General features: G+C 53.6%; 18 protein-coding genes. 5 read left to right on the top strand and 13 right to left on the bottom strand.

All coding sequences use genetic code 11. The features are described from left to right. Nucleotides 1-9: 9 nt before the first annotated feature. From dxs to xseB, 3 genes are read right to left on the bottom strand one after another with little or no spacing between them, the layout of a single operon-like run. Nucleotides 10-1,872: a 1-deoxy-D-xylulose-5-phosphate synthase gene (gene dxs / locus QLG09_RS19150; protein WP_020885219.1), complete on the bottom strand. Its 1,863-nt coding sequence runs from the start codon at nucleotides 1,870-1,872 to the stop codon at nucleotides 10-12. Nucleotides 1,873-1,896: 24 nt separating this feature from the next. Next, nucleotides 1,897-2,796, bottom strand: a complete 900-nt coding sequence (ispA, locus tag QLG09_RS19145) for a (2E,6E)-farnesyl diphosphate synthase (protein WP_014168855.1) — start codon at nucleotides 2,794-2,796, stop codon at nucleotides 1,897-1,899. Beyond that, nucleotides 2,797-3,039, bottom strand: a complete 243-nt coding sequence (gene xseB, locus QLG09_RS19140; protein WP_008503331.1) for an exodeoxyribonuclease VII small subunit — start codon at nucleotides 3,037-3,039, stop codon at nucleotides 2,797-2,799. It lies immediately after the preceding gene. A gap of 312 nt (nucleotides 3,040-3,351) precedes the next feature. Here xseB and thiI point away from each other — a divergent pair, with 312 nt between their 5' ends. Beyond that, nucleotides 3,352-4,800 carry a tRNA uracil 4-sulfurtransferase ThiI gene (thiI, locus tag QLG09_RS19135; protein WP_014168857.1) on the top strand — a complete coding sequence of 483 codons (1,449 nt, stop codon included), beginning with the start codon at nucleotides 3,352-3,354 and terminating at the stop codon, nucleotides 4,798-4,800. Between the two features lie 45 nt (nucleotides 4,801-4,845). Here the strand turns inward: thiI and yajL are convergent, their stop codons facing one another. Further along, nucleotides 4,846-5,439: a protein deglycase YajL gene (yajL, locus tag QLG09_RS19130; protein ID WP_020885217.1), complete on the bottom strand. Its 594-nt coding sequence runs from the start codon at nucleotides 5,437-5,439 to the stop codon at nucleotides 4,846-4,848. Further along, nucleotides 5,402-6,313 (bottom strand): 2-dehydropantoate 2-reductase, encoded by a 912-nt coding sequence (panE, locus tag QLG09_RS19125; protein WP_014168859.1) that lies wholly within the window; start codon nucleotides 6,311-6,313, stop codon nucleotides 5,402-5,404. Before panE ends, yajL begins: the two co-directional genes overlap by 38 nt. A 203-nt stretch (nucleotides 6,314-6,516) precedes the next feature. Between panE and QLG09_RS19120 the strand changes: the two genes are divergently transcribed. Further along, nucleotides 6,517-7,008 (top strand): YajQ family cyclic di-GMP-binding protein, encoded by a 492-nt coding sequence (locus tag QLG09_RS19120; protein WP_020885215.1) that lies wholly within the window; start codon nucleotides 6,517-6,519, stop codon nucleotides 7,006-7,008. A 32-nt stretch (nucleotides 7,009-7,040) separates the two neighbouring features. Here the strand turns inward: QLG09_RS19120 and QLG09_RS19115 are convergent, their stop codons facing one another. The 8 genes from QLG09_RS19115 to QLG09_RS19080 form a co-directional block, all read right to left on the bottom strand. After that, on the bottom strand, nucleotides 7,041-8,402 hold the full coding sequence (locus QLG09_RS19115) for an MFS transporter (protein ID WP_020885214.1): 1,362 nt from the start codon (nucleotides 8,400-8,402) through the stop codon (nucleotides 7,041-7,043). A gap of 149 nt (nucleotides 8,403-8,551) precedes the next feature. Beyond that, a complete protein-coding gene (gene cyoE, locus QLG09_RS19110) occupies nucleotides 8,552-9,439 on the bottom strand; it encodes a heme o synthase (protein WP_014168862.1) in 888 nt (295 codons plus the stop codon). Between the two features lie 11 nt (nucleotides 9,440-9,450). Continuing rightward, nucleotides 9,451-9,777 carry a cytochrome o ubiquinol oxidase subunit IV gene (locus QLG09_RS19105; RefSeq protein WP_006176899.1) on the bottom strand — a complete coding sequence of 109 codons (327 nt, stop codon included), beginning with the start codon at nucleotides 9,775-9,777 and terminating at the stop codon, nucleotides 9,451-9,453. After that, complete coding sequence (locus tag QLG09_RS19100; protein ID WP_014168863.1) at nucleotides 9,777-10,391, bottom strand: cytochrome o ubiquinol oxidase subunit III; 615 nt, start codon at nucleotides 10,389-10,391, stop codon at nucleotides 9,777-9,779. The genes QLG09_RS19105 and QLG09_RS19100 overlap by 1 nt, the downstream gene beginning before the upstream one ends. Further along, nucleotides 10,381-12,372, bottom strand: coding sequence for a cytochrome o ubiquinol oxidase subunit I (gene cyoB / locus QLG09_RS19095; protein WP_014168864.1), 1,992 nt, complete (start codon nucleotides 12,370-12,372; stop codon nucleotides 10,381-10,383). The genes QLG09_RS19100 and cyoB overlap by 11 nt, the downstream gene beginning before the upstream one ends. 16 nt (nucleotides 12,373-12,388) lie before the next feature. Next, nucleotides 12,389-13,336 carry a cytochrome o ubiquinol oxidase subunit II gene (cyoA, locus tag QLG09_RS19090; protein WP_008503322.1) on the bottom strand — a complete coding sequence of 316 codons (948 nt, stop codon included), beginning with the start codon at nucleotides 13,334-13,336 and terminating at the stop codon, nucleotides 12,389-12,391. Nucleotides 13,337-13,815: 479 nt separating this feature from the next. Then, complete coding sequence (gene ampG, locus QLG09_RS19085; RefSeq protein ID WP_049022575.1) at nucleotides 13,816-15,291, bottom strand: muropeptide MFS transporter AmpG; 1,476 nt, start codon at nucleotides 15,289-15,291, stop codon at nucleotides 13,816-13,818. A gap of 46 nt (nucleotides 15,292-15,337) precedes the next feature. Then, nucleotides 15,338-15,916: a lipoprotein gene (locus QLG09_RS19080; protein WP_049022573.1), complete on the bottom strand. Its 579-nt coding sequence runs from the start codon at nucleotides 15,914-15,916 to the stop codon at nucleotides 15,338-15,340. 304 nt (nucleotides 15,917-16,220) lie between these two features. On the opposite strand from QLG09_RS19080, the gene bolA reads away from it, so the two are divergent. The 3 genes from bolA (at nucleotide 16,221) to clpP (ending at nucleotide 19,051) form a co-directional block, all read left to right on the top strand. Next, on the top strand, nucleotides 16,221-16,538 hold the full coding sequence (gene bolA / locus QLG09_RS19075) for a transcriptional regulator BolA (RefSeq protein WP_013095855.1): 318 nt from the start codon (nucleotides 16,221-16,223) through the stop codon (nucleotides 16,536-16,538). A 330-nt stretch (nucleotides 16,539-16,868) separates the two neighbouring features. Next, nucleotides 16,869-18,167, top strand: a complete 1,299-nt coding sequence (tig, locus tag QLG09_RS19070; protein WP_014168868.1) for a trigger factor — start codon at nucleotides 16,869-16,871, stop codon at nucleotides 18,165-18,167. 260 nt (nucleotides 18,168-18,427) lie between these two features. Next, entirely contained in the window at nucleotides 18,428-19,051 is a 624-nt protein-coding gene (clpP, locus tag QLG09_RS19065) for an ATP-dependent Clp endopeptidase proteolytic subunit ClpP (RefSeq protein WP_020885210.1), read from the top strand. Nucleotides 19,052-19,134: the final 83 nt, after the last annotated feature.

Here is a 19,134-nt window from a genome sequence, read left to right as displayed (position 1 = left end):
GGGGAGGGATCAGGCAAGCCAGGAGCGGATTTTCGACTCAATGCCGGCCGCATCCAGGCCAATCGCCGCACGGGCTTCGTCCTGGGTACCTTGTGGAATGAAATGATCCGGCAGACCAAGGTTCAGTACCGGCACGGCTTTACGGTTAGCCATCAGCACTTCGTTCACGCCGCTGCCCGCGCCGCCCATGATGGCGTTTTCTTCCAGCGTGACCAGCACGTCATGAGATTCCGCCATGCTCAGGATCAGGGCCTCGTCGAGCGGCTTCACAAAGCGCATATCCACGAGGGTCGCATTCAGCGTTTCAGCCACTTTCGCGGCCTCCGGCATCAGCGTACCAAAGTTCAGGATCGCCACTTTCTCACCGCGACGTTTCACCAGACCTTTACCTATCGGCAGTTTTTCCAGCGGCTGCAGTTCAACGCCGACGGCATTGCCGCGCGGGTAGCGCACCGCACTAGGGCCATCCTGATAGTGGTAGCCGGTAAACAGCATCTGACGACATTCGTTCTCATCGCTTGGCGTCATGATGACCATATCCGGGACGCAGCGCAGGAACGACAGGTCAAATGCCCCCTGGTGCGTCTGGCCGTCAGCACCCACAATGCCTGCGCGGTCGATAGCAAACAGGACCGGCAGCTTCTGGATGGCAACGTCATGGATCACCTGGTCGTAGGCGCGTTGCAGGAAGGTGGAATAAATGGCGACAACCGGGTTATAACCGCCAATCGCCAGGCCTGCCGCAAAGGTCACCGCGTGCTGCTCGGCAATGGCAACGTCAAAATACTGGTCCGGGTATTTTTTGGAGAACTCCACCATGCCAGAACCTTCACGCATGGCCGGGGTGATCGCCATGAGCTTATTGTCTTTAGCGGCGGTTTCACACAGCCAGTCGCCAAAGATTTTTGAATAGCTCGGCATGCCGCCGCTGCTTTTAGGCAGGCAACCGCTGCTCGGGTCGAATTTCGGTACCGCGTGGAAGGTGATGGGATCTTTTTCCGCCGGTTCGTATCCGCGGCCTTTTTTGGTCATGATATGCAGGAACTGCGGGCCTTTCAGGTCACGCATGTTTTTCAGCGTGGTGACAAGCCCCAGAACGTCATGCCCGTCCACCGGACCAATATAATTAAAGCCCAGCTCTTCAAACAGCGTACCCGGCACGACCATGCCTTTGATGTGTTCTTCGGTGCGTTTAAGCAGTTCTTTGATTGGCGGTACGCCGGAGAAGACTTTTTTTCCGCCTTCACGCAGCGAGGAGTAAAGCTTGCCGGAGAGCAGCTGCGCCAGATGGTTGTTCAGCGCGCCCACGTTTTCGGAAATCGACATTTCGTTATCATTGAGGATAACCAGCATGTCTGGCTTGATATCGCCCGCGTGGTTCATGGCCTCAAAGGCCATACCGGCAGTGATCGCCCCGTCGCCAATGACGCAGACGGTACGACGCTGTTTATTCTCTTTTTCGGCTGCCACCGCAATACCGATACCCGCAGAGATCGAGGTGGAGGAGTGCCCAACGCTTAATACGTCGTACTCGCTCTCGCCACGCCATGGGAACGGATGCAGGCCGCCTTTCTGACGAATGGTGCCAATTTTATCGCGACGTCCGGTCAGAATTTTATGCGGATAGGCCTGGTGGCCGACATCCCAGATGAGCTGATCGAACGGCGTGTTATAGACATAGTGCAGCGCCACGGTCAGCTCTACCGTGCCAAGCCCGGAGGCGAAATGGCCGCTGGAGCGGCTTACGCTGTCGAGCAGGTAGCGACGCAGCTCATCGCACAGCTTCGGCAGGCTCTCTTTCGGCAACAGGCGTAACTCCTGGGTGGAGTCAACTAACGCCAGTGTCGGGTATTTGGCAATATCAAAACTCATCAAAGGCTCATCGAGATAGTGTGTTTATTTATCACGCTGGATTATATAGTCCGCTAGCGCTTCCAGTGCCGAAGTATCCAGTGATTGCGCGGCCAGTTGATTCAGCGACTGGCGGGCATCCTCTATCAGATCCCGGGCTTTACGTTGGGCTTGCTCAAGACCCAGCAGGGCGGGGTAGGTACTTTTGCCAAGCTGCTGATCCGCACCCTGACGTTTACCCAATGTTGCAGTATCGCCCACCACATCCAGAATGTCATCCTGAACCTGGAATGCCAGACCGATACTTTCTGCATATCTGTCCAGTATCGGCAGGGCTTTGCGCCCCTGTTCACCCGCGCTCAGGGCGCCCAGACGAACGGCTGCACGAATCAATGCGCCCGTTTTATGGCGATGAATACGCTCCAGCTGTTCCAGATTAACCTGACGTCCTTCCGCTTCCAGATCCAGTGCCTGACCGCCACACATACCGGCGACGCCGCTGGCCATTGCCAGTTCAGAGATCATTGACAGACGGTCACGGTCGGCCACTTCGGCCATCGGCGCATCGCTCAGAATCGAGAACGCCAGGGTTTGCAGGGCATCCCCCGCCAGAATGGCATTCGCTTCGCCAAACTTGATGTGGCAGGTAGGCTGGCCACGACGCAGATCGTCGTCGTCCATGGCTGGCAAATCATCATGGATCAGCGAGTAGGCATGGATGCACTCAACGGCGGCCGCCGGGGCGTCCAGCGTGTTAGCGCTGATACCAAACATATTGCCCGTGGCGTAGACCAGAAACGGACGCAGGCGCTTTCCACCCAAGAGTGCGCCATAGTGCATGGCTTCAACCAGTGGAGTGTTCTGAAAAGGCTGTGGCTCAATAAAACGGCGCAGCGCATCGTTGGCACGCGCGACGCATGCCTGAAGCTCGTTGGCGAAATCCATTTACTCGGCGTCCGGTGTGAATGGCGTAGTTTTAGCGTCTTCGCTGTCGGACAGCAGGATCTGCACGCGCTGCTCGGCCTGCTGCAGTTTGACCTGCCCCTGGCGCGCCAGCTGCACGCCGCGCTCGAATTCATTGAGCGCCTCTTCCAGCGGTAAATCGCCGCTCTCAAGGCGGGTGACAATCTGCTCCAGCTCACTCAGCGCAGTTTCAAAACTGGCCGGTGCGTCGTTCTTCTTCGGCATAGTGAATTGACTCTTATATTCTCAGCCCCGACATGGTAACGGACTCGGGGCAATTATCAAATAACGCGCAATGTGCACAGGAGCGGCGTGAAGATGATATACTTGCGCGCCTGGATGCAGCCACGGGTGTGGGCTGCTATACACGTCATCCTTCAGGTTGTCTCTGTTTGGGCTACGTTTGCGCCTTTCCGTTACTTACTCGCGTAAGCTTGCGGGGGGCTGTGACTCGCCGCGTTGATGCCACCTGAATGATTTTGTGTATATTTCATTTTCCATTACAAGCCTTAAGCTTGCCTAAGAAACATTGCCGCCATGAAGTTTATCATTAAATTGTTCCCTGAAATCACCATCAAAAGCCAATCTGTGCGTTTGCGCTTTATTAAAATTCTCACCGGGAACATTCGTAACGTATTAAAACACTACGACGAAACGCTCGCCGTGGTGCGTCACTGGGACCACGTTGAGGTTCGCGCGAAAGATGAAAACAAACGTCAGGATATTCGCGACGCGCTGACCCGTATTCCGGGCATTCACCATATTCTGGAAGTGGAAGACGTTCCTTACACCTCCCTGCATGACATTTTTGAAAAAGCGCTGGTGCAGTACCGCGATCAGATTGAAGGCAAAACCTTCTGCGTGCGCGTGAAGCGTCGTGGTAAGCATGAGTTTAGCTCCATTGAAGTGGAGCGCTATGTGGGTGGCGGCCTCAATCAGCACGTTGAGAGCGCCCGCGTGCGCCTGACTAACCCGGACGTGACCGTTAACCTGGAGATCGAAAACGATCGCCTGCTGCTGGTGAAAGGCCGTTATGAAGGTATCGGCGGTTTCCCAATCGGCACGCAGGAAGATGTCCTGTCGCTGATCTCCGGCGGTTTCGACTCCGGTGTTTCCAGCTATATGCTGATGCGCCGCGGCTGCCGCGTACACTACTGCTTCTTTAACCTGGGCGGTGCGGCGCATGAAATCGGCGTACGTCAGGTTGCGCACTATCTGTGGAACCGCTTCGGCAGCTCCCACCGCGTGCGTTTTGTGGCGATCAACTTTGAGCCAGTGGTCGGCGAAATCCTTGAAAAAGTGGACGACGGTCAGATGGGCGTGGTGCTGAAGCGCATGATGGTGCGTGCAGCGTCCAAAGTGGCGGAGCGCTACGGCGTGCAGGCGCTGGTCACCGGTGAAGCGCTGGGCCAGGTCTCCAGCCAGACTCTGACCAACCTGCGTCTTATCGACAACGTATCGGATACCCTGATCCTGCGTCCGCTGATCTCCTACGATAAAGAGCACATCATCGATCTGGCGCGCAAAATCGGTACCGAAGATTTTGCCCGCACCATGCCGGAATACTGCGGTGTGATCTCAAAAAGCCCGACCGTCAAAGCGGTAAAGGCGAAAATCGAAGCCGAAGAAGAGAACTTCGATTTCGGCATTCTGGAGAAGGTGGTGGCGGAAGCGACCAACATCGATATCCGCGAGATTGCCCAGCAGACCGAGCAGGAAGTGGTTGAAGTTGAAACCGTCAGCGGTTTCGGTGCCAACGACGCGATTCTGGATATCCGTTCCATTGATGAACAGGATGACAAACCGCTGCAGGTTGAAGGCGTGGACGTGGTTTCTCTGCCGTTCTACAAGCTGAGCACCAAATTCGGCGATCTCGACCAGAGCAAAACGTATCTGCTGTGGTGCGAGCGCGGGGTGATGAGCCGTTTGCAGGCGCTGTATCTGCGCGAGCAGGGCTTTGCGAATGTGAAGGTCTATCGCCCTTAACCGTTTGCCGGGTGGCGGCTTCGCTTACCCGGCTTTCTTTACACGCTACGCTTCGTAAAAATTATAAATCCCCGCCGCCATCACTAACGACGACGCCACCTCGTAGGCTTTCTCACGCCCGACCAGCAGGTCGATAATCTTCAGTCCAAAATCGATCGCGGTACCCGGCCCCTGGCTGGTGAGCAGATTGACGCGCGGATCCCAGACCACACGTTTATCCACCCATTGCTCTTCAGGAATGGTCTCTTTCAGTCCCGGGAAACCGGTCATATTCCCGATCGGGAAAATGTTATGCGGCACCAGAACCGTGCCGGCTGCGGCACAAATTGCCGCAACGATGCGCCCCGACAGATGGAATTGCCTGACAGTTTCGACCAGGAGGGGGCTGTCGCGAAAATACTCCGCGCCCTTCAGGCCGCCCGGCAGTACGATGATGTCGTAATCCCCGTCGGCCACCTGCACAAGCGGTGCATCGGCGAGGATTTTTACGCCGCGTGAACAGGTGATGGTCAGATTACCGTCGCTGGCGACGCTGGCGGTGGTCACGTTAATGCCGCCACGCACCATCAAATCAATGGTGGTGACGGCTTCTGTCTCTTCGCTACCAGGGGCGAGGCAGATCAGTGCTGACGCGCTCATATTCACTCTCCTTACGTTTAACCAGGTCATACAGACGGGCATTTTCCGGCACGGCAATGCCGTGGGCGCGGGCGCGTTTAAGCAAATAGCCTGTGATGTAATCAATCTCTGTGTGGCGTAATGCCCGAATGTCCTGCAACATCGAGGAGATGTTTTCTGCAGTACTTTCAATTACCTGCTCAACATAATAGCGTAAATCCTCCGCCGAGGTATGCAGGCCTTCACGTTCGATAACCGAGGCAACCTCCGCGCACAGGGTGGCAATTTCCTGCGGATGATTTTTCAGTTCCCCGTTCGGGCAGTTCCACAGCGCCGTCAGCGGATTGATCACGCAGTTAACCGCCAGCTTGCGCCACAGCTGCGGGCGGATAGTGTCATGCCAGGCCACGTCCGGCAGCACCTTCTGCAGAACATCCGCCAGATAGCTGTAGTCGCCATCCTGCGTACGGGCGGGGCCCATGTGCGTTACGCCGCTGGCGACATGCACGATAATGTTGCCATCGCGGCGTGCAGCGTGCGTGGTGGTCGCCATCAACAAGGGATGCGGGATGCTTTTCAGCTCATCAATGGTTCCCATGCCGTTATGCAGCAGCAGGATGGGGGAGTCTGGGGGAAGTTGCGCGGCCAGCGTCTTTACCGCATCTGATACCTGCCATGCTTTGAGCGTGACCAGCAGCAGATCGCTTTGCGCCAGAAAATCCGGATCGTTCGCGGTGAGTGATTCGTTGAATATACTTCCGTCTTCGTCAATCAGGTTCACACTGCAATAGGGCTGGGGCACGCGCAGCCAGCCCTGTACCTCATGTCCGTGCTTGCAAAGCGCGGTCAGCCATAGCTGTCCAAGGGCTCCGCATCCGAGCACTGTAATTTTCATTGTTCCTCCTCACCTGCAACTGCGCCAGGTGTTACGGCCTAAGTATAGCGCCGTCAGCTAAGCTTCTGTTGAGTAAACCCTGTGACATCTGTGCGGTGTTTCCTCACGTGAGCGGCCAGGGATAGCTGCAACTCGAATTATTTGGGGTATCTGCCTTGTAGCGGGTATTATGCAACGCAACAAAAATGAAGGGAGAAGAAAAGATGCCATCTTTCGATATTGTTTCCGAAGTTGATATCCAGGAAGTCCGCAACGGCGTTGAAAACGCAAGCCGTGAAGTTGAGTCACGTTTCGACTTTCGTGGCGTTGAGGCAACTTTCGAGCTGAACGATGCGAATAAGACCATTAAGGTCCTGAGCGAATCTGATTTCCAGGTTAACCAGCTGCTGGATATTCTGCGCGCCAAGCTGCTTAAACGCGGCATTGAAGGCACCTCACTGGATGTACCAGACGAGTTTGTGCATAGCGGTAAAAACTGGTTTGTCGAAGCCAAACTGAAGCAGGGTATTGAGAGCGCGGTTCAGAAGAAGATCGTTAAGCTCATCAAGGACAGCAAGCTGAAGGTTCAGGCGCAAATCCAGGGTGAAGAAATTCGTGTGACCGGTAAATCCCGCGATGACCTGCAGGCCGTTATGGCGCTGGTACGTGGCGGCGATCTGGGGCAGCCGTTCCAGTTCAAGAACTTCCGCGATTAAGACAAAAATGCCCGGCTTTACCGGGCATTTTTTCAGGCTTTGAGAGCCTGCTCGATTTCGAAGCGGTTAGTCACTTTACTGTCTATTTTGACGTAAGCGCTGCGCTCTTGTGGGGCAATAAGCACTTCACTTACCCCCTCTGTTGCTTCAAGACGCTGTTTTAGCGCGTCGGTAATCTCAACATCCTCAGGAATTTCGACCCGCAGACTGCTGACGTAGCGCGGCTCTTTCATGCTGCTGGCGACCAGCAGCCAGACCATCGCCAGCAGTGCGCCCGCGAGGAACACGGTTTGCGAATCAAACAGGCCGTCCACCCAGCCGCCGAGCGAGCCCCCGATAGCCACGCCGATAAACTGGCTGGTGGAGTAGATCCCCATTGCTGTGCCTTTATAGCCGGCCGGGGACTCCTTGCTAATCAGCGATGGCAGCAGGGCTTCCATCAGGTTAAAGGCCAGGAAGAAGAGCTGCACGCCGGCCACCAGTTCCCAGAAGTGCGGGCCGGATCCCCAGAGCACAATCTCGGCAATCAGCAGCACCGCCACGCAGCCAATGAAGACGCGCTTCATCTTGCGTTTCACTTCGGCGTAGATGATGAACGGCACGACCGAAACGAACGAAATCAGCATGGTCACCAGATAGATTTTCCAGTGCTCCGCGGCAGGGAAGCCCGCGGCGGCAAGCTGACCGGGAAGGGCGACAAAGGTCGACATCAGCAGGATGTGCAGACACATGATGCCGAAGTTAAGTTTAAGCAGGCGCGGTTCCATCAGCACTTTGCTGAAGCAGCCTTTCACCATCCCGGATTCACGGTTAAGGACGTGGTTTTTGCTGTCCGGCACCACCCAAAGGGTCAGCGCAATACCGACGGTCGCCAGCACGGCAATCATCCAGAACAGGGCATGCAGGCCGAGTTTATGGGTGATAATAGGCCCGAGCACCATCGCAATCGCGAAAGTGACGCCAAAGCTCACGCCGATAAACGCCATCGCTTTGGTGCGATTCTGCTCACGGGTTAAGTCTGACAGCAGCGCCATCACGGCGGCGGCAATCGCACCAGAGCCCTGCAGGGCGCGACCAAGAATAATTCCCCAGATGGAGTGGGAGAGGGCGGCTATCACGCTGCCGAGCACAAAAATAAGCAGGCCGCCGACAATCAGCGGTTTGCGGCCAACCCGATCCGAGAGCAGGCCAAACGGGATCTGAAATACCGCCTGAGCCAGACCGTAGATGCCAATCGCCAGGCCAATCAGCGCTTCGCTGGCACCCTGTAGCGCCATGCCGTACGTGGTCAGAACAGGCAGGACCATAAACATGCCAAGCATCCGTAGCGAGAAAACAGTCCCTAAACCCCAGGTCGCGCGCAATTCGCCTGGCGTCATTTTATAATCGTTCATTACCACCTCAATTCAAAAGCAGGCCATAGTGTAGTGCGGGGAAGGGGCGGGGTAAATAAAGGGTTATTTAACAAATATTACATGCGTTATTAATGGATTCGATGAATAAAAAAGGGTGCCGAAGCACCCTTTTATTCACCTGGTGTGACTTACCAGACGTAAGTCAGCAGGTTGTGTGAATCAGGCACCATGAAATCCACGGACATCATCACCGACAGCGAAGTGATAGCGACAATGGAGAACACGAACAGCTTACGTGCCCAGACCTTGTCATCTTCCACTTTGTAGCCGCGCAGGGCCATGCCGAGCCACCAGACGCTCACCGCAGCCGCTACCGCCAGGTATTTGTACCCGGCGTAACCGCCCAGAGAGAGCATCAGCGTTGCCACGGCAAAGGCGATGATGTACAGCGTGATGTGGTTTTTAGCCACGGAAATGCCCTTCACGACCGGCAGAACCGGGATGTTCGCTGCCTGATAATCCTTAAAGCGGAAAATCGCGATGGCATAGGAGTGCGGCATCTGCCACAGGCTAAAGATAGCCAGCAGGATCAGCGCACCGCTGTCGAACTCGTTCGTGACGGCGCAGTAGCCAATCACCGGCGGCGCAGCGCCGGAGAGAGAACCAATCAGCGTTCCGTAGACGGAGTGGCGTTTCATATACAGGCTGTAAACGCCCACATAGACAACGAACCCCATCACCCCCAGCCAACAAGCCAGAGGGTTAGCGCCAAACCACAGCAGCATAAAGCCAGCAATACCCAGCAAGGTGGCGTACACCAGCGAGACGGAAGGGGCGATCAGGCCTTTAACCAGCACCCGATTTTTAGTCCTTTCCATCTTCTTGTCGATATCCATGTCGATGTAGTTGTTAAATACACAACCGGATGCAACAACCAGCGACACACCGACCAGCGTAGCGATAAAGAGGGTGTAATCGATGCTGCCTTTAGAGGCCAGCAGGAACCCCCCAATTACGGAGATCAGGTTGCCAAAGATGATGCCTGGTTTCGTGACTTGCAGGTATTGCTTAAACATACTCGCCGCTCTTAGTGAACCATCATGTTGTAGTTAAGGTTCCACATAATCCAGATGGAACCGACTACCAGGATAGCGATGATAATCACGGTAAAGATGAAAGCCGTCATGTTCCAGCCTTCATCGGACTTGGTGTTCATGTGCAGGAAGCAAACCAGATGCACCAGAATCTGAATCACCGCGGTTACCAGGATTGCACCCAGAATAACCGGCTTAGACGCAGAACCGCTCATCACCATCCAGAACGGGATCACCGTCAGAATGATCGACAGGATGAAACCTGTCATATAGGTTTTTACGCTACCGTGGGAAGCGCCATGATCGTTTGAATGACTCATTACATCGCCCCCATCAGATATACAACAGAGAACACACAGATCCACACAACGTCCAGGAAGTGCCAGAACAGGCTCAGGCACAGGATACGTGTGCGGTTAGTGCTGGTCAGGCCACGACGGGAGATCTGGAACATCAGTACTGCCATCCAGATCAGACCAGACGTTACGTGCAGACCGTGGGTCCCGACCAGTGCGAAGAACGCAGACAGGAAGCCACTACGATCCGGCCCGAAGCCTTCCATAATCAGGTGATGGAATTCATAGATTTCCATCCCGATAAAGCCAGCACCAAACAGCCAGGTCAACGCCAGCCAGGAGACAACCTGGCTCTTGTTGTTTTTGTACATGGCGATAGCCGCCATGCCGTAGGTGATGGAGCTGAACAGCAGCAGCGCGGTTTCTACCAGAACGAACGGCAGTTCAAAGATGTCCTTGCCAGCCGGGCCGCCCGCAGTGCCGTTCACCAGAACGGCATACGTTGCGAACAGACAGCAGAACAGAATGCAGTCGCTCATCAGGTAGATCCAGAAACCGAAGACTTTCGTCGGTCCTGTATCGTGGTGCGCATGTTCATGCGCGTGGGCAGTAGAGTGCGCCAAAGTATCAGTTGCCATTTTTCAGCCCCGCTTTAGAAATCTCATCGAAATGCTGGTTTTCCAGTTTTTCGACTTCACGGACTGGTACGTAGTAGTCTACGTCCTCGTCAAAGCTCTTCACAATCCAGCTGATTACAATGCCGGCGAAGCCAACAATCGCCATCCACCAGATGTGCCAGATCATTGCGAAGCCAAATACCGTTGCGAAAGCGGCAATAACAATGCCCGCACCGCTGTTTTTCGGCATGTGGATCTCTTCGTAATGAGCAGGTTGCTTGTACGCTTCACCTTTTTCTTTCATTTCCCAGAATGCGTCGCGTTCATGGACCTGCGGCACAATGGCGAAGTTATAGAATGGTGGTGGAGAAGAGGTTGCCCACTCCAGCGTACGGCCACCCCATGGGTCACCGGTCAGGTCACGGTTCTGATCGCGGTCGCGAATAGAAACGTAGAACTGAATCAGCTGAGACGCGATACCACAAGCAATCAGCACGGCACCGCCCGCTGCAACCATCAGCATTGGGTGGAACTGTGGATCAATCTGCTGGCTCAGACGACGGGTCATACCCATGAAGCCCAGCACGTACAGCGGCATAAATGCAACGAAGAAGCCGATGATCCAGAACCAGAATGCGCGTTTACCCCATTTTTCGTTCAGGGTGAAACCGAACGCTTTTGGCCACCAGTAGGTTACGCCAGCGAAGCAGCCGAAGACCACACCACCGATGATAACGTTATGGAAGTGCGCAATCAGGAACAGACTGTTGTGCAGAACGAAGTCAGCACCCGGTACCGCCAGCAGTACACCGGTCATCCCACCCACGGAGAAGGTGACGATGAAGCCGATAGTCCACAGCATTGCTGAGTGGAACACGATACGGCCCTGGTACATGGTGAACAGCCAGTTGAAGATCTTAACCCCGGTAGGGATTGCGATAATCATGGTTGTAATACCGAAGAAGGCGTTTACGTTCGCGCCAGCACCCATGGTGAAGAAGTGGTGCAGCCAAACGATGAACGACAGAACGGTAATACACACGGTTGCCCACACCAGAGAGGTGTAACCAAACAGACGTTTACGCGAGAAGGTTGCTGCGATTTCGGAGAACACACCGAAGACCGGCAGAACCAGGATGTACACTTCCGGGTGACCCCAGGCCCAAATCAGGTTGATGTACATCATCATGTTGCCACCCATATCGTTGGTAAAGAAATGGGTGCCCAGGTAGCGGTCCAGGGTCAGCAGCGCGATGGTGACGGTCAGAATTGGGAATGATGCAATAATCAGGATGTTGGCGCACAGAGATGCCCAGGTAAATACCGGCATCTTGAACATGGTCATGCCAGGGGCACGCATCTTGATAATGGTCACGAAGAAGTTGATACCGGTCAGGGTTGTACCGACACCGGAGAGCTGAAGTGCCCAAATCCAGTAATCGACGCCAACGCCCGGACTGTACTCAATTCCCGAAAGCGGCGGGTAAGCCAGCCAGCCGGTCTGCGCAAATTCGCCCACACCCAGTGACAGGTTAACCAGGATAACGCCAACAACCGTGAACCAGAAGCTCAGGTTGTTCAGGAACGGGAACGCTACGTCGCGCGCGCCGATTTGCAGCGGAACGACAACGTTCATCAGACCGATAACCAGCGGCATCGCCACGAAGAAGATCATGATAACGCCGTGGGCGGTAAAGATCTGGTCGTAGTGATGCGGCGGCAGGAAGCCGGCTTCACCCGCAGACGCGAGTGCCTGCTGGCTACGCATCATGATCGCATCCGCAAAGCCACGAATTAACATGACGATACCGACGATGCAGTACATGATACCCAGTTTTTTGTGGTCAACCGAAGTCAGCCACTCGTTCCACAGGTAGCTCCACTTACCGAAGTAAGTGATCAAGGCCAGTAAGGCTGCGCCACCGATGATAATTGCAGCAACCGTAACCACGATAATGGGTTCATGGTAGGGCACTGCATCCAGTGTCAATTTTCCGAACATTTTCTTCCTCGGCCCCTTAGTGAGCGGTTTCCGCGTGGCTCATGTCCATGCCTTCCATACCTTCGTGTGCGCTATGCTCACCTTCAGGCTGGGTCATGTCCATGCTCTTGCCGTGATCCATAAATTTGCCAATAACGTCTTTGAACAAATCTGGTTTCACGTTAGAGAAGTACTCCACCTTGTTATATTCGCTAGGTGCTGCCACTTTTTCGAACGCCGCCATGTCAGACATGGTGTTTGGAGACTGCTTCGCTTTTTCAACCCACTGGTCGAAAGCGGCACGGTCTGGCGTCGCGATAGCTTTGAACTTCATACCTGAGAAGCCCGGGCCGCTATAGCTGGCGGAGATACCATCGTAGGTGCCTGCTTCATTCGCGATCAGGTGCAGGTTAGTCTGCATACCGGCCATCGCGTAAATCTGGCTACCCAGACGTGGGATGAAGAAGGAGTTCATTACGGAGTTGGAGGTCACTTTGAACTGAACCGGAGTGTTCGCCGGGAAGGCGATTTCATTCACGGTGGCAATGCCCTGTTCCGGATAGATGAAGAACCATTTCCAGTCCATGGAAACCACTTCAATGGTAATCGGTTTTTCATCGTGAACCAGCGGCTTGCTTGGCTCAAGTGCGTGAGTGGTTTTCCATGTCAGTACGGCAAGGAACAGGATGATCAGAATAGGTACCGTCCAGACCACAGCTTCCACTTTATTGGAGTGTGACCAGTTAGGGCTATACTTCGCATCTTTATTGCTCGCACGATACTTCCAGGCGAAACCAACAGCCATCAAAATGGCTGGAATAACCACAATCAACATCAGGCCAAAAGCCGTCAATATCAGTGAACGTTGTTCCAGTCCAATCTGTCCTTTGGGGTCAAGTAGTGCAGAATCGCAGCCACTGAGTAATACAGTGCCTGCGAATAATGACAACCATCCCAAACTTTTATTGTATTTCCTGAGTCTCATTTAACGACCTCAATTCCACGGGAGTCTGGTGGCGTTTAAAGTGTGGGGGCATTTTACGGGAAGGTTACATTACTGTAAACATCATTAGACCTGTGTCAGGAAGGTGTTACCGGGTTCTGCCGCACATGTCACAAGTGTTGCAAATTATGTCGCTTTTTAAGACGTAAGCCGCATGGCATGGGCTTTATAACGAAAGGACCCCCAAGCATACCCTAAAAGGGGCAATTGGTATAACCATTGTGAAAAATAAACAAAAAATTAACAATTAATTATCAATAAAAAGACAACTAAAAAACGAAAAATCAAACTCTCTGATGCTGAATCGTTTAATGAAAAATAGCGTTCTGCAATTGACTCCAATAATTTCCGAATCCTATCCCGCACAAAACAACAAATATTTTTTTTAGCGGCTGGCGGCTATTTCACCGTTATAATTTCGGTTCGTGATTACAACGGGAAATAACCTTTCGGATTTTACTTCAGGTCAACTGCGTTTTACGCAGCGCCATGAAATCGAGCAGCCCGCCAGTCAGGATCCCGGCAACCGCCAGCAGCGCGCCGGTATCCAGCAGAAGCGCTTCGAGAGGCAGTACCAGAGAGGTGGTGGCATTAATAATGAGCACCACGAGCCACAGCACCAGGGCAAAGCAACCCGCCATTAACAGTCGTAACGCAAAACGGTAAGCGCGATGATATTCCGTGCGTGGCATAAAGTGTTCTGTTCGCTGGGTATATTCCAGCGTCTGGCGACAGACCAGTAACAATAAGAGCCCAGGCACTGCCGCTACCACGGAGAAGAGGTAGAACGTTGGCCAACCATGGGCTTCAACAAACCAGCCGGCAATCGGCCCGACATACACGCGACCAACGGCGGAAAGCGCCGAGAGCAGAGCGAACTGCGTCGCGGAAAACGATTTGTTGCACAGGGTCATCAGCAGGGCAACAAACGCCGCTGTCCCCATACCGCCGCACAGGTTTTCAAAAAACACCGCGGCGCCCATGCTGATCATATGCTTATCCGTCACCGACAGCAGCCAGTAACCGGCGTTCGATGCCCCCTGCAGGATGCCGAAGATCAGCAGTGCGCGAAAGAGCGTCAGACGCTGCATTAATACGCCGCCGTACAGGGCCCCGACAATAGTCGCAAACAACCCGAGCGTTTTGTTCACCACGCCGACTTCGCCGGCATCAAACCCGACCCCGCGAATAAGGAAGGTGGTGGTCAGGCTCATCGCGAAGGCATCGCCGAGCTTATAAAGGACGATTAACAGCAGGATAAGCCAGGCGTTGTTGCGGCCAAAGAAGTCGCGAAGAGGTTCGGCAACGGCCTGCTCCAGAGAACGTGGAACCGGGATCACATCGCTCGGTTCGGGGGCGAGCAGGGTAGCAATAATACAGGGGATCAACAGGGCGGCCATCAGCCAGTACATGCCCTGCCAGCCGAGATAACGGTCGGCCACCCACAGCGCCAGACCACCGGATACCAGCATCCCCAGACGATAGCCCAGCACGCTAATGGCTGCGCCGGCTCCCCGCTCTTCTGCAGGCAACACGTCCGTCTTCCAGGCATCAAAAACGATATCCTGCGAGGCAGAACAGAAGGCGATTACCACCGCAAGGGCGGCCATCCAGCGAAGCTGCGTCGTGGGTTCAAGAAAGCCCATCGCCGCGATTGCGATCAGCAACAGGACCTGGGTCATCACTAACCAGCCGCGACGACGGCCCAGGAACGGCGGGGTATAACGGTCCATCACCGGCGACCACAGGAACTTAAAGACGTAAGCCTGGCCGACGAGGGAGAAGAAACCAATGGTTTTGAGATCGATATTCTCGACGGTCATCCAGGCCTGCAGCGTGCCGGAGGTGAGGGCGAGAGGTAAACCGGAGGCGAAACCAAGGATCAGCAGGATGGCTGATTTAGGTTGCTGGAAAATGCGTAAGTAATGACTCGACATGTTCATATAAAGCTGACCCGGTGAAACACCGGGTCAGGAAGCGGGATTAACGCGCGTTTTGCTTGATGAAGTCGTGGATGCTGGTGTCCTGCGCCATATCGGAAATGGTGTCAGTCAGCACGCTGTTAACCGCGTTAGCAATATTTTTGTTGGACGCCTGGAACGCGCCTTCAACAGAGTAGCTCGCACGGTAGTTTTTGGTCATCTTGTTACCGTTCTTCGCGGTCGCGATGATGGCGATATCCGCTTTGGTGGCGATGTTGTAGCGAACGTTACCCTGGGACACGTCAGCGTACAGGTTGTTCACGATGATCTGCAGATCAACCGCACCGCTTGGGCCAATCATATAGCCGCGGGAAGTCATCTGTTTCTCGAGCACTTCCTGCAGCAGGAAGCGCAGGTCGCGTGAGGCGGTCAACGTCACCTGCTGGTTGTCGCGGGTCACTTTAGCCAGGGCTTGATCCTGACGCTGATCGGCACCGTTAATGCTCACGGTTACGCCCATCAGGCTAGGATCCTGCTGAGGCAGGGTGATCTTAGGGGAGACATCAATGGTTGTAGGCGGGGTAGCGCAGCCTGCCAGCATAAAAAGTGCTACCAACGGAAAGAAGAGTTTTTTTAACATTTTCAGGTTCTCAACGAATCGTAAGCATTACAGAGAAAAATTGCCGCCATCATAACATCGCTAACGGCCAGGGGAAGTGGTCAACGCATGTAAATTCATCGCCTTGTCCGAAAACTGACCAGCCCCGCCTTTTTCTCCACGCGCGAAGGTCAAAAGGTATGAGTCTCACAGTGAACTTCATTCGTCTGAATGAGAATATAAGACGAAAGCTAAATATTTGTTGTCTTGTTGTAATGGAAACGGTAAAAGCGGCTAATATTTAAAGGGATGGGTGACATCCTGGCGTTGTCGGAGGAGTGATTTCATGATGATACGTGAACAGATAGAAGATAAATTAAGGGCAGCGTTCAACCCTGTGTTCCTCGAAGTCGTCGACGAAAGCTATCGTCATAACGTGCCGGCAGGTTCTGAAAGCCACTTTAAAGTGGTTCTGGTCAGCGATCGCTTCACGGGAGAACGTTTCCTGAACCGACATCGCTTGATCTACAGCACCTTGACGGAAGAACTCTCCACAACCGTACATGCGCTGGCATTGCACACCTATACCATTAAGGAATGGGAAGGCTTGCAGGATACGGTATTTGCATCGCCGCCGTGTCGCGGCGCAGGCACCATCGCCTGATAAATCGGATTTGCAACGGCTGGAGCTTTTCCAGTATGTTGCATACAGATTTCCTCAAAACGGCCTCCGGGCCGTTTTGTTTTGTCTGAGTTTTGAGCGGATGGTGCGTTTTTAAGGCTAAAAATAGCCTTAAAGTGTGAAAAAAGCCGCAGCAACATGCCCCAACCGTTCTCGACTCACCTAAGTGATGCCGCTATAATGCCGCGTCTTAATGAATGTCTTCGGGATGATTCTGGCGACAGGGAATGTGAATCTGCACTAAGAGAGCATCCCGGTATAACAGACAGATTCAGAGTTGACCGAGCACTGTGATTTTTTTGAGGTAACAAGATGCAAGTTTCAGTTGAAACCACTCAAGGCCTTGGCCGCCGTGTAACGATTACTATCGCTGCTGACAGCATCGAAACTGCTGTGAAAAGCGAGCTGGTCAACGTAGCAAAAAAAGTACGTATTGACGGCTTCCGTAAGGGCAAAGTACCGATGAATGTTGTTGCTCAGCGTTATGGCGCTTCCGTGCGTCAGGATGTGCTGGGTGAACTGATGAGCCGCAACTTTATTGATGCGATCATCAAAGAAAAAATTAATCCGGCCGGTGCGCCGAATTACGTTCCAGGCGAATACAAACAGGGCGAAGACTTCACCTACTCCGTAGAGTTCGAAGTGTACCCGGAAGTTGAGCTGAAAGGTCTGGAATCTATCGAAGTTGAAAAACCTGTTGTTTCCGTGACTGACGAAGACGTTGACGGCATGCTGGACACTCTGCGTAAGCAGCAGGCGAACTGGAAAGAGAAAGAAGGTGCTGTTGACGCGGAAGACCGTGTGACCATCGACTTCACCGGTTCTGTAGACGGCGAAGAGTTCGAAGGCGGTAAAGCGTCTGACTTCGTACTGGCAATGGGCCAGGGTCGTATGATCCCAGGCTTCGAAGACGGTATCAAAGGTCACAAAGCGGGCGAAGAGTTCACCATCGACGTGACCTTCCCGGAAGAGTACCACGCTGAAAACCTGAAAGGTAAAGCAGCGAAGTTCGTTATCAACCTGAAGAAAGTTGAAGAGCGCGAACTGCCTGAACTGACTGAAGAATTCATCAAGCGTTTCGGCGTGGAAGATGGTTCTGTAGCTGGTCTGCGTACCGAAGTGCGTAAAAACATGGAACGTGAGCTGAACGGCGCTGTACGTAACCGTGTGAAATCTCAGGCTATTGACGGTCTGGTAAAAGCGAACGAAATCGACGTTCCGGCTGCCCTGATTGACAGCGAAATCGACGTTCTGCGCCGTCAGGCTGCACAGCGTTTCGGTGGCAACCAGCAGCAAGCGATGGAACTGCCACGCGAGCTGTTCGAAGAGCAAGCTAAACGCCGCGTTGTTGTTGGCCTGCTGCTGGGCGAAGTGATTCGTACCCACGAGCTGAAAGCTGACGAAGAGCGTGTGAAAGGCCTGATCGAAGAGATGGCTTCTGCATACGAAGATCCATCAGAAGTGATCGAGTTCTACGGTAAGAACAAAGAGCTGATGGACAACATGCGCAATGTTGCCCTGGAAGAACAGGCTGTTGAAGCGGTACTGGCGAAAGCGAAAGTGACCGAAAAAGCGACCTCTTTCAACGAACTGATGAACCAGCAGGCGTAATTTCGCCCCCAGGGTTTAAAGTTTGAACAAAAAACCCGTTGCCTTCCGGCGACGGGTTTTTTTTATCACGGCTTTACCCCAGGAAGAGTGCTAAAACGCCCTTTCAGTGTTAGCGTAACAACAAAAGGTTGTTATGCTTGAAATAGGGCAGTATGAACCCCATAAGTGTGTAATCACGATGATTGAGACTGGCTGATAATCCGTCCGTAAGGTTACAATCAGTACAGCAGGTGTTTTCAATTTTGATCCAGGAGACGGAAATGTCATACAGTGGCGAACGAGATAACTTTGCACCCCATATGGCTCTGGTGCCAATGGTTATTGAACAGACCTCACGTGGTGAGCGTTCTTTTGATATCTATTCCCGTCTGCTCAAGGAGCGCGTTATCTTTTTGACCGGCCAGGTGGAAGACCACATGGCTAACCTGATCGTGGCGCAGATGCTGTTTCTGGAAGCGGAAAACCCGGAAAAAGACATTTACCTGTACATTAACTCCCCGGGCGGCGTGATCACGGCAGGTATGTCCATTTATGACACCATGCAATTCATCAAGCCAGATGTCAGCACTATCTGTATGGGTCAGGCTGCATCTATGGGTGCGTTCCTGTTAACCGCAGGGGCTAAAGGTAAGCGTTTCTGCCTGCCAAATTCCCGCGTGATGATTCACCAGCCGCTGGGGGGTTATCAGGGGCAGGCGACGGATATTGAAATCCACGCCCGCGAAATTCTGAAAGTAAAAGCGCGCATGAATGAACTTATGGCGCAGCATACGGGTCAATCTCTTGAGCAGATCGAGCGCGATACCGAGCGCGATCGTTTCCTCTCTGCCTCTGAGGCTGTTGAGTACGGCTTAGTCGACTCCGTTTTGACCCATCGTAATTGATGCCCGTGACGCGAGTGTGCCGCTATACTCAGGTAGGGCGGCATGTTGCTAAAAGCAGCTTGCGTCTGAAAATGGCATTTGCG

The organism is Enterobacter sp. V89_11 (genome assembly GCF_029967775.1).
Taxonomy (GTDB): Bacteria; Pseudomonadota; Gammaproteobacteria; order Enterobacterales; family Enterobacteriaceae; genus Enterobacter; species Enterobacter ludwigii.
The sequence above is the reverse complement of the archived record's forward strand: the minus strand, read 5'-3'. Positions and strand labels throughout refer to the sequence as shown.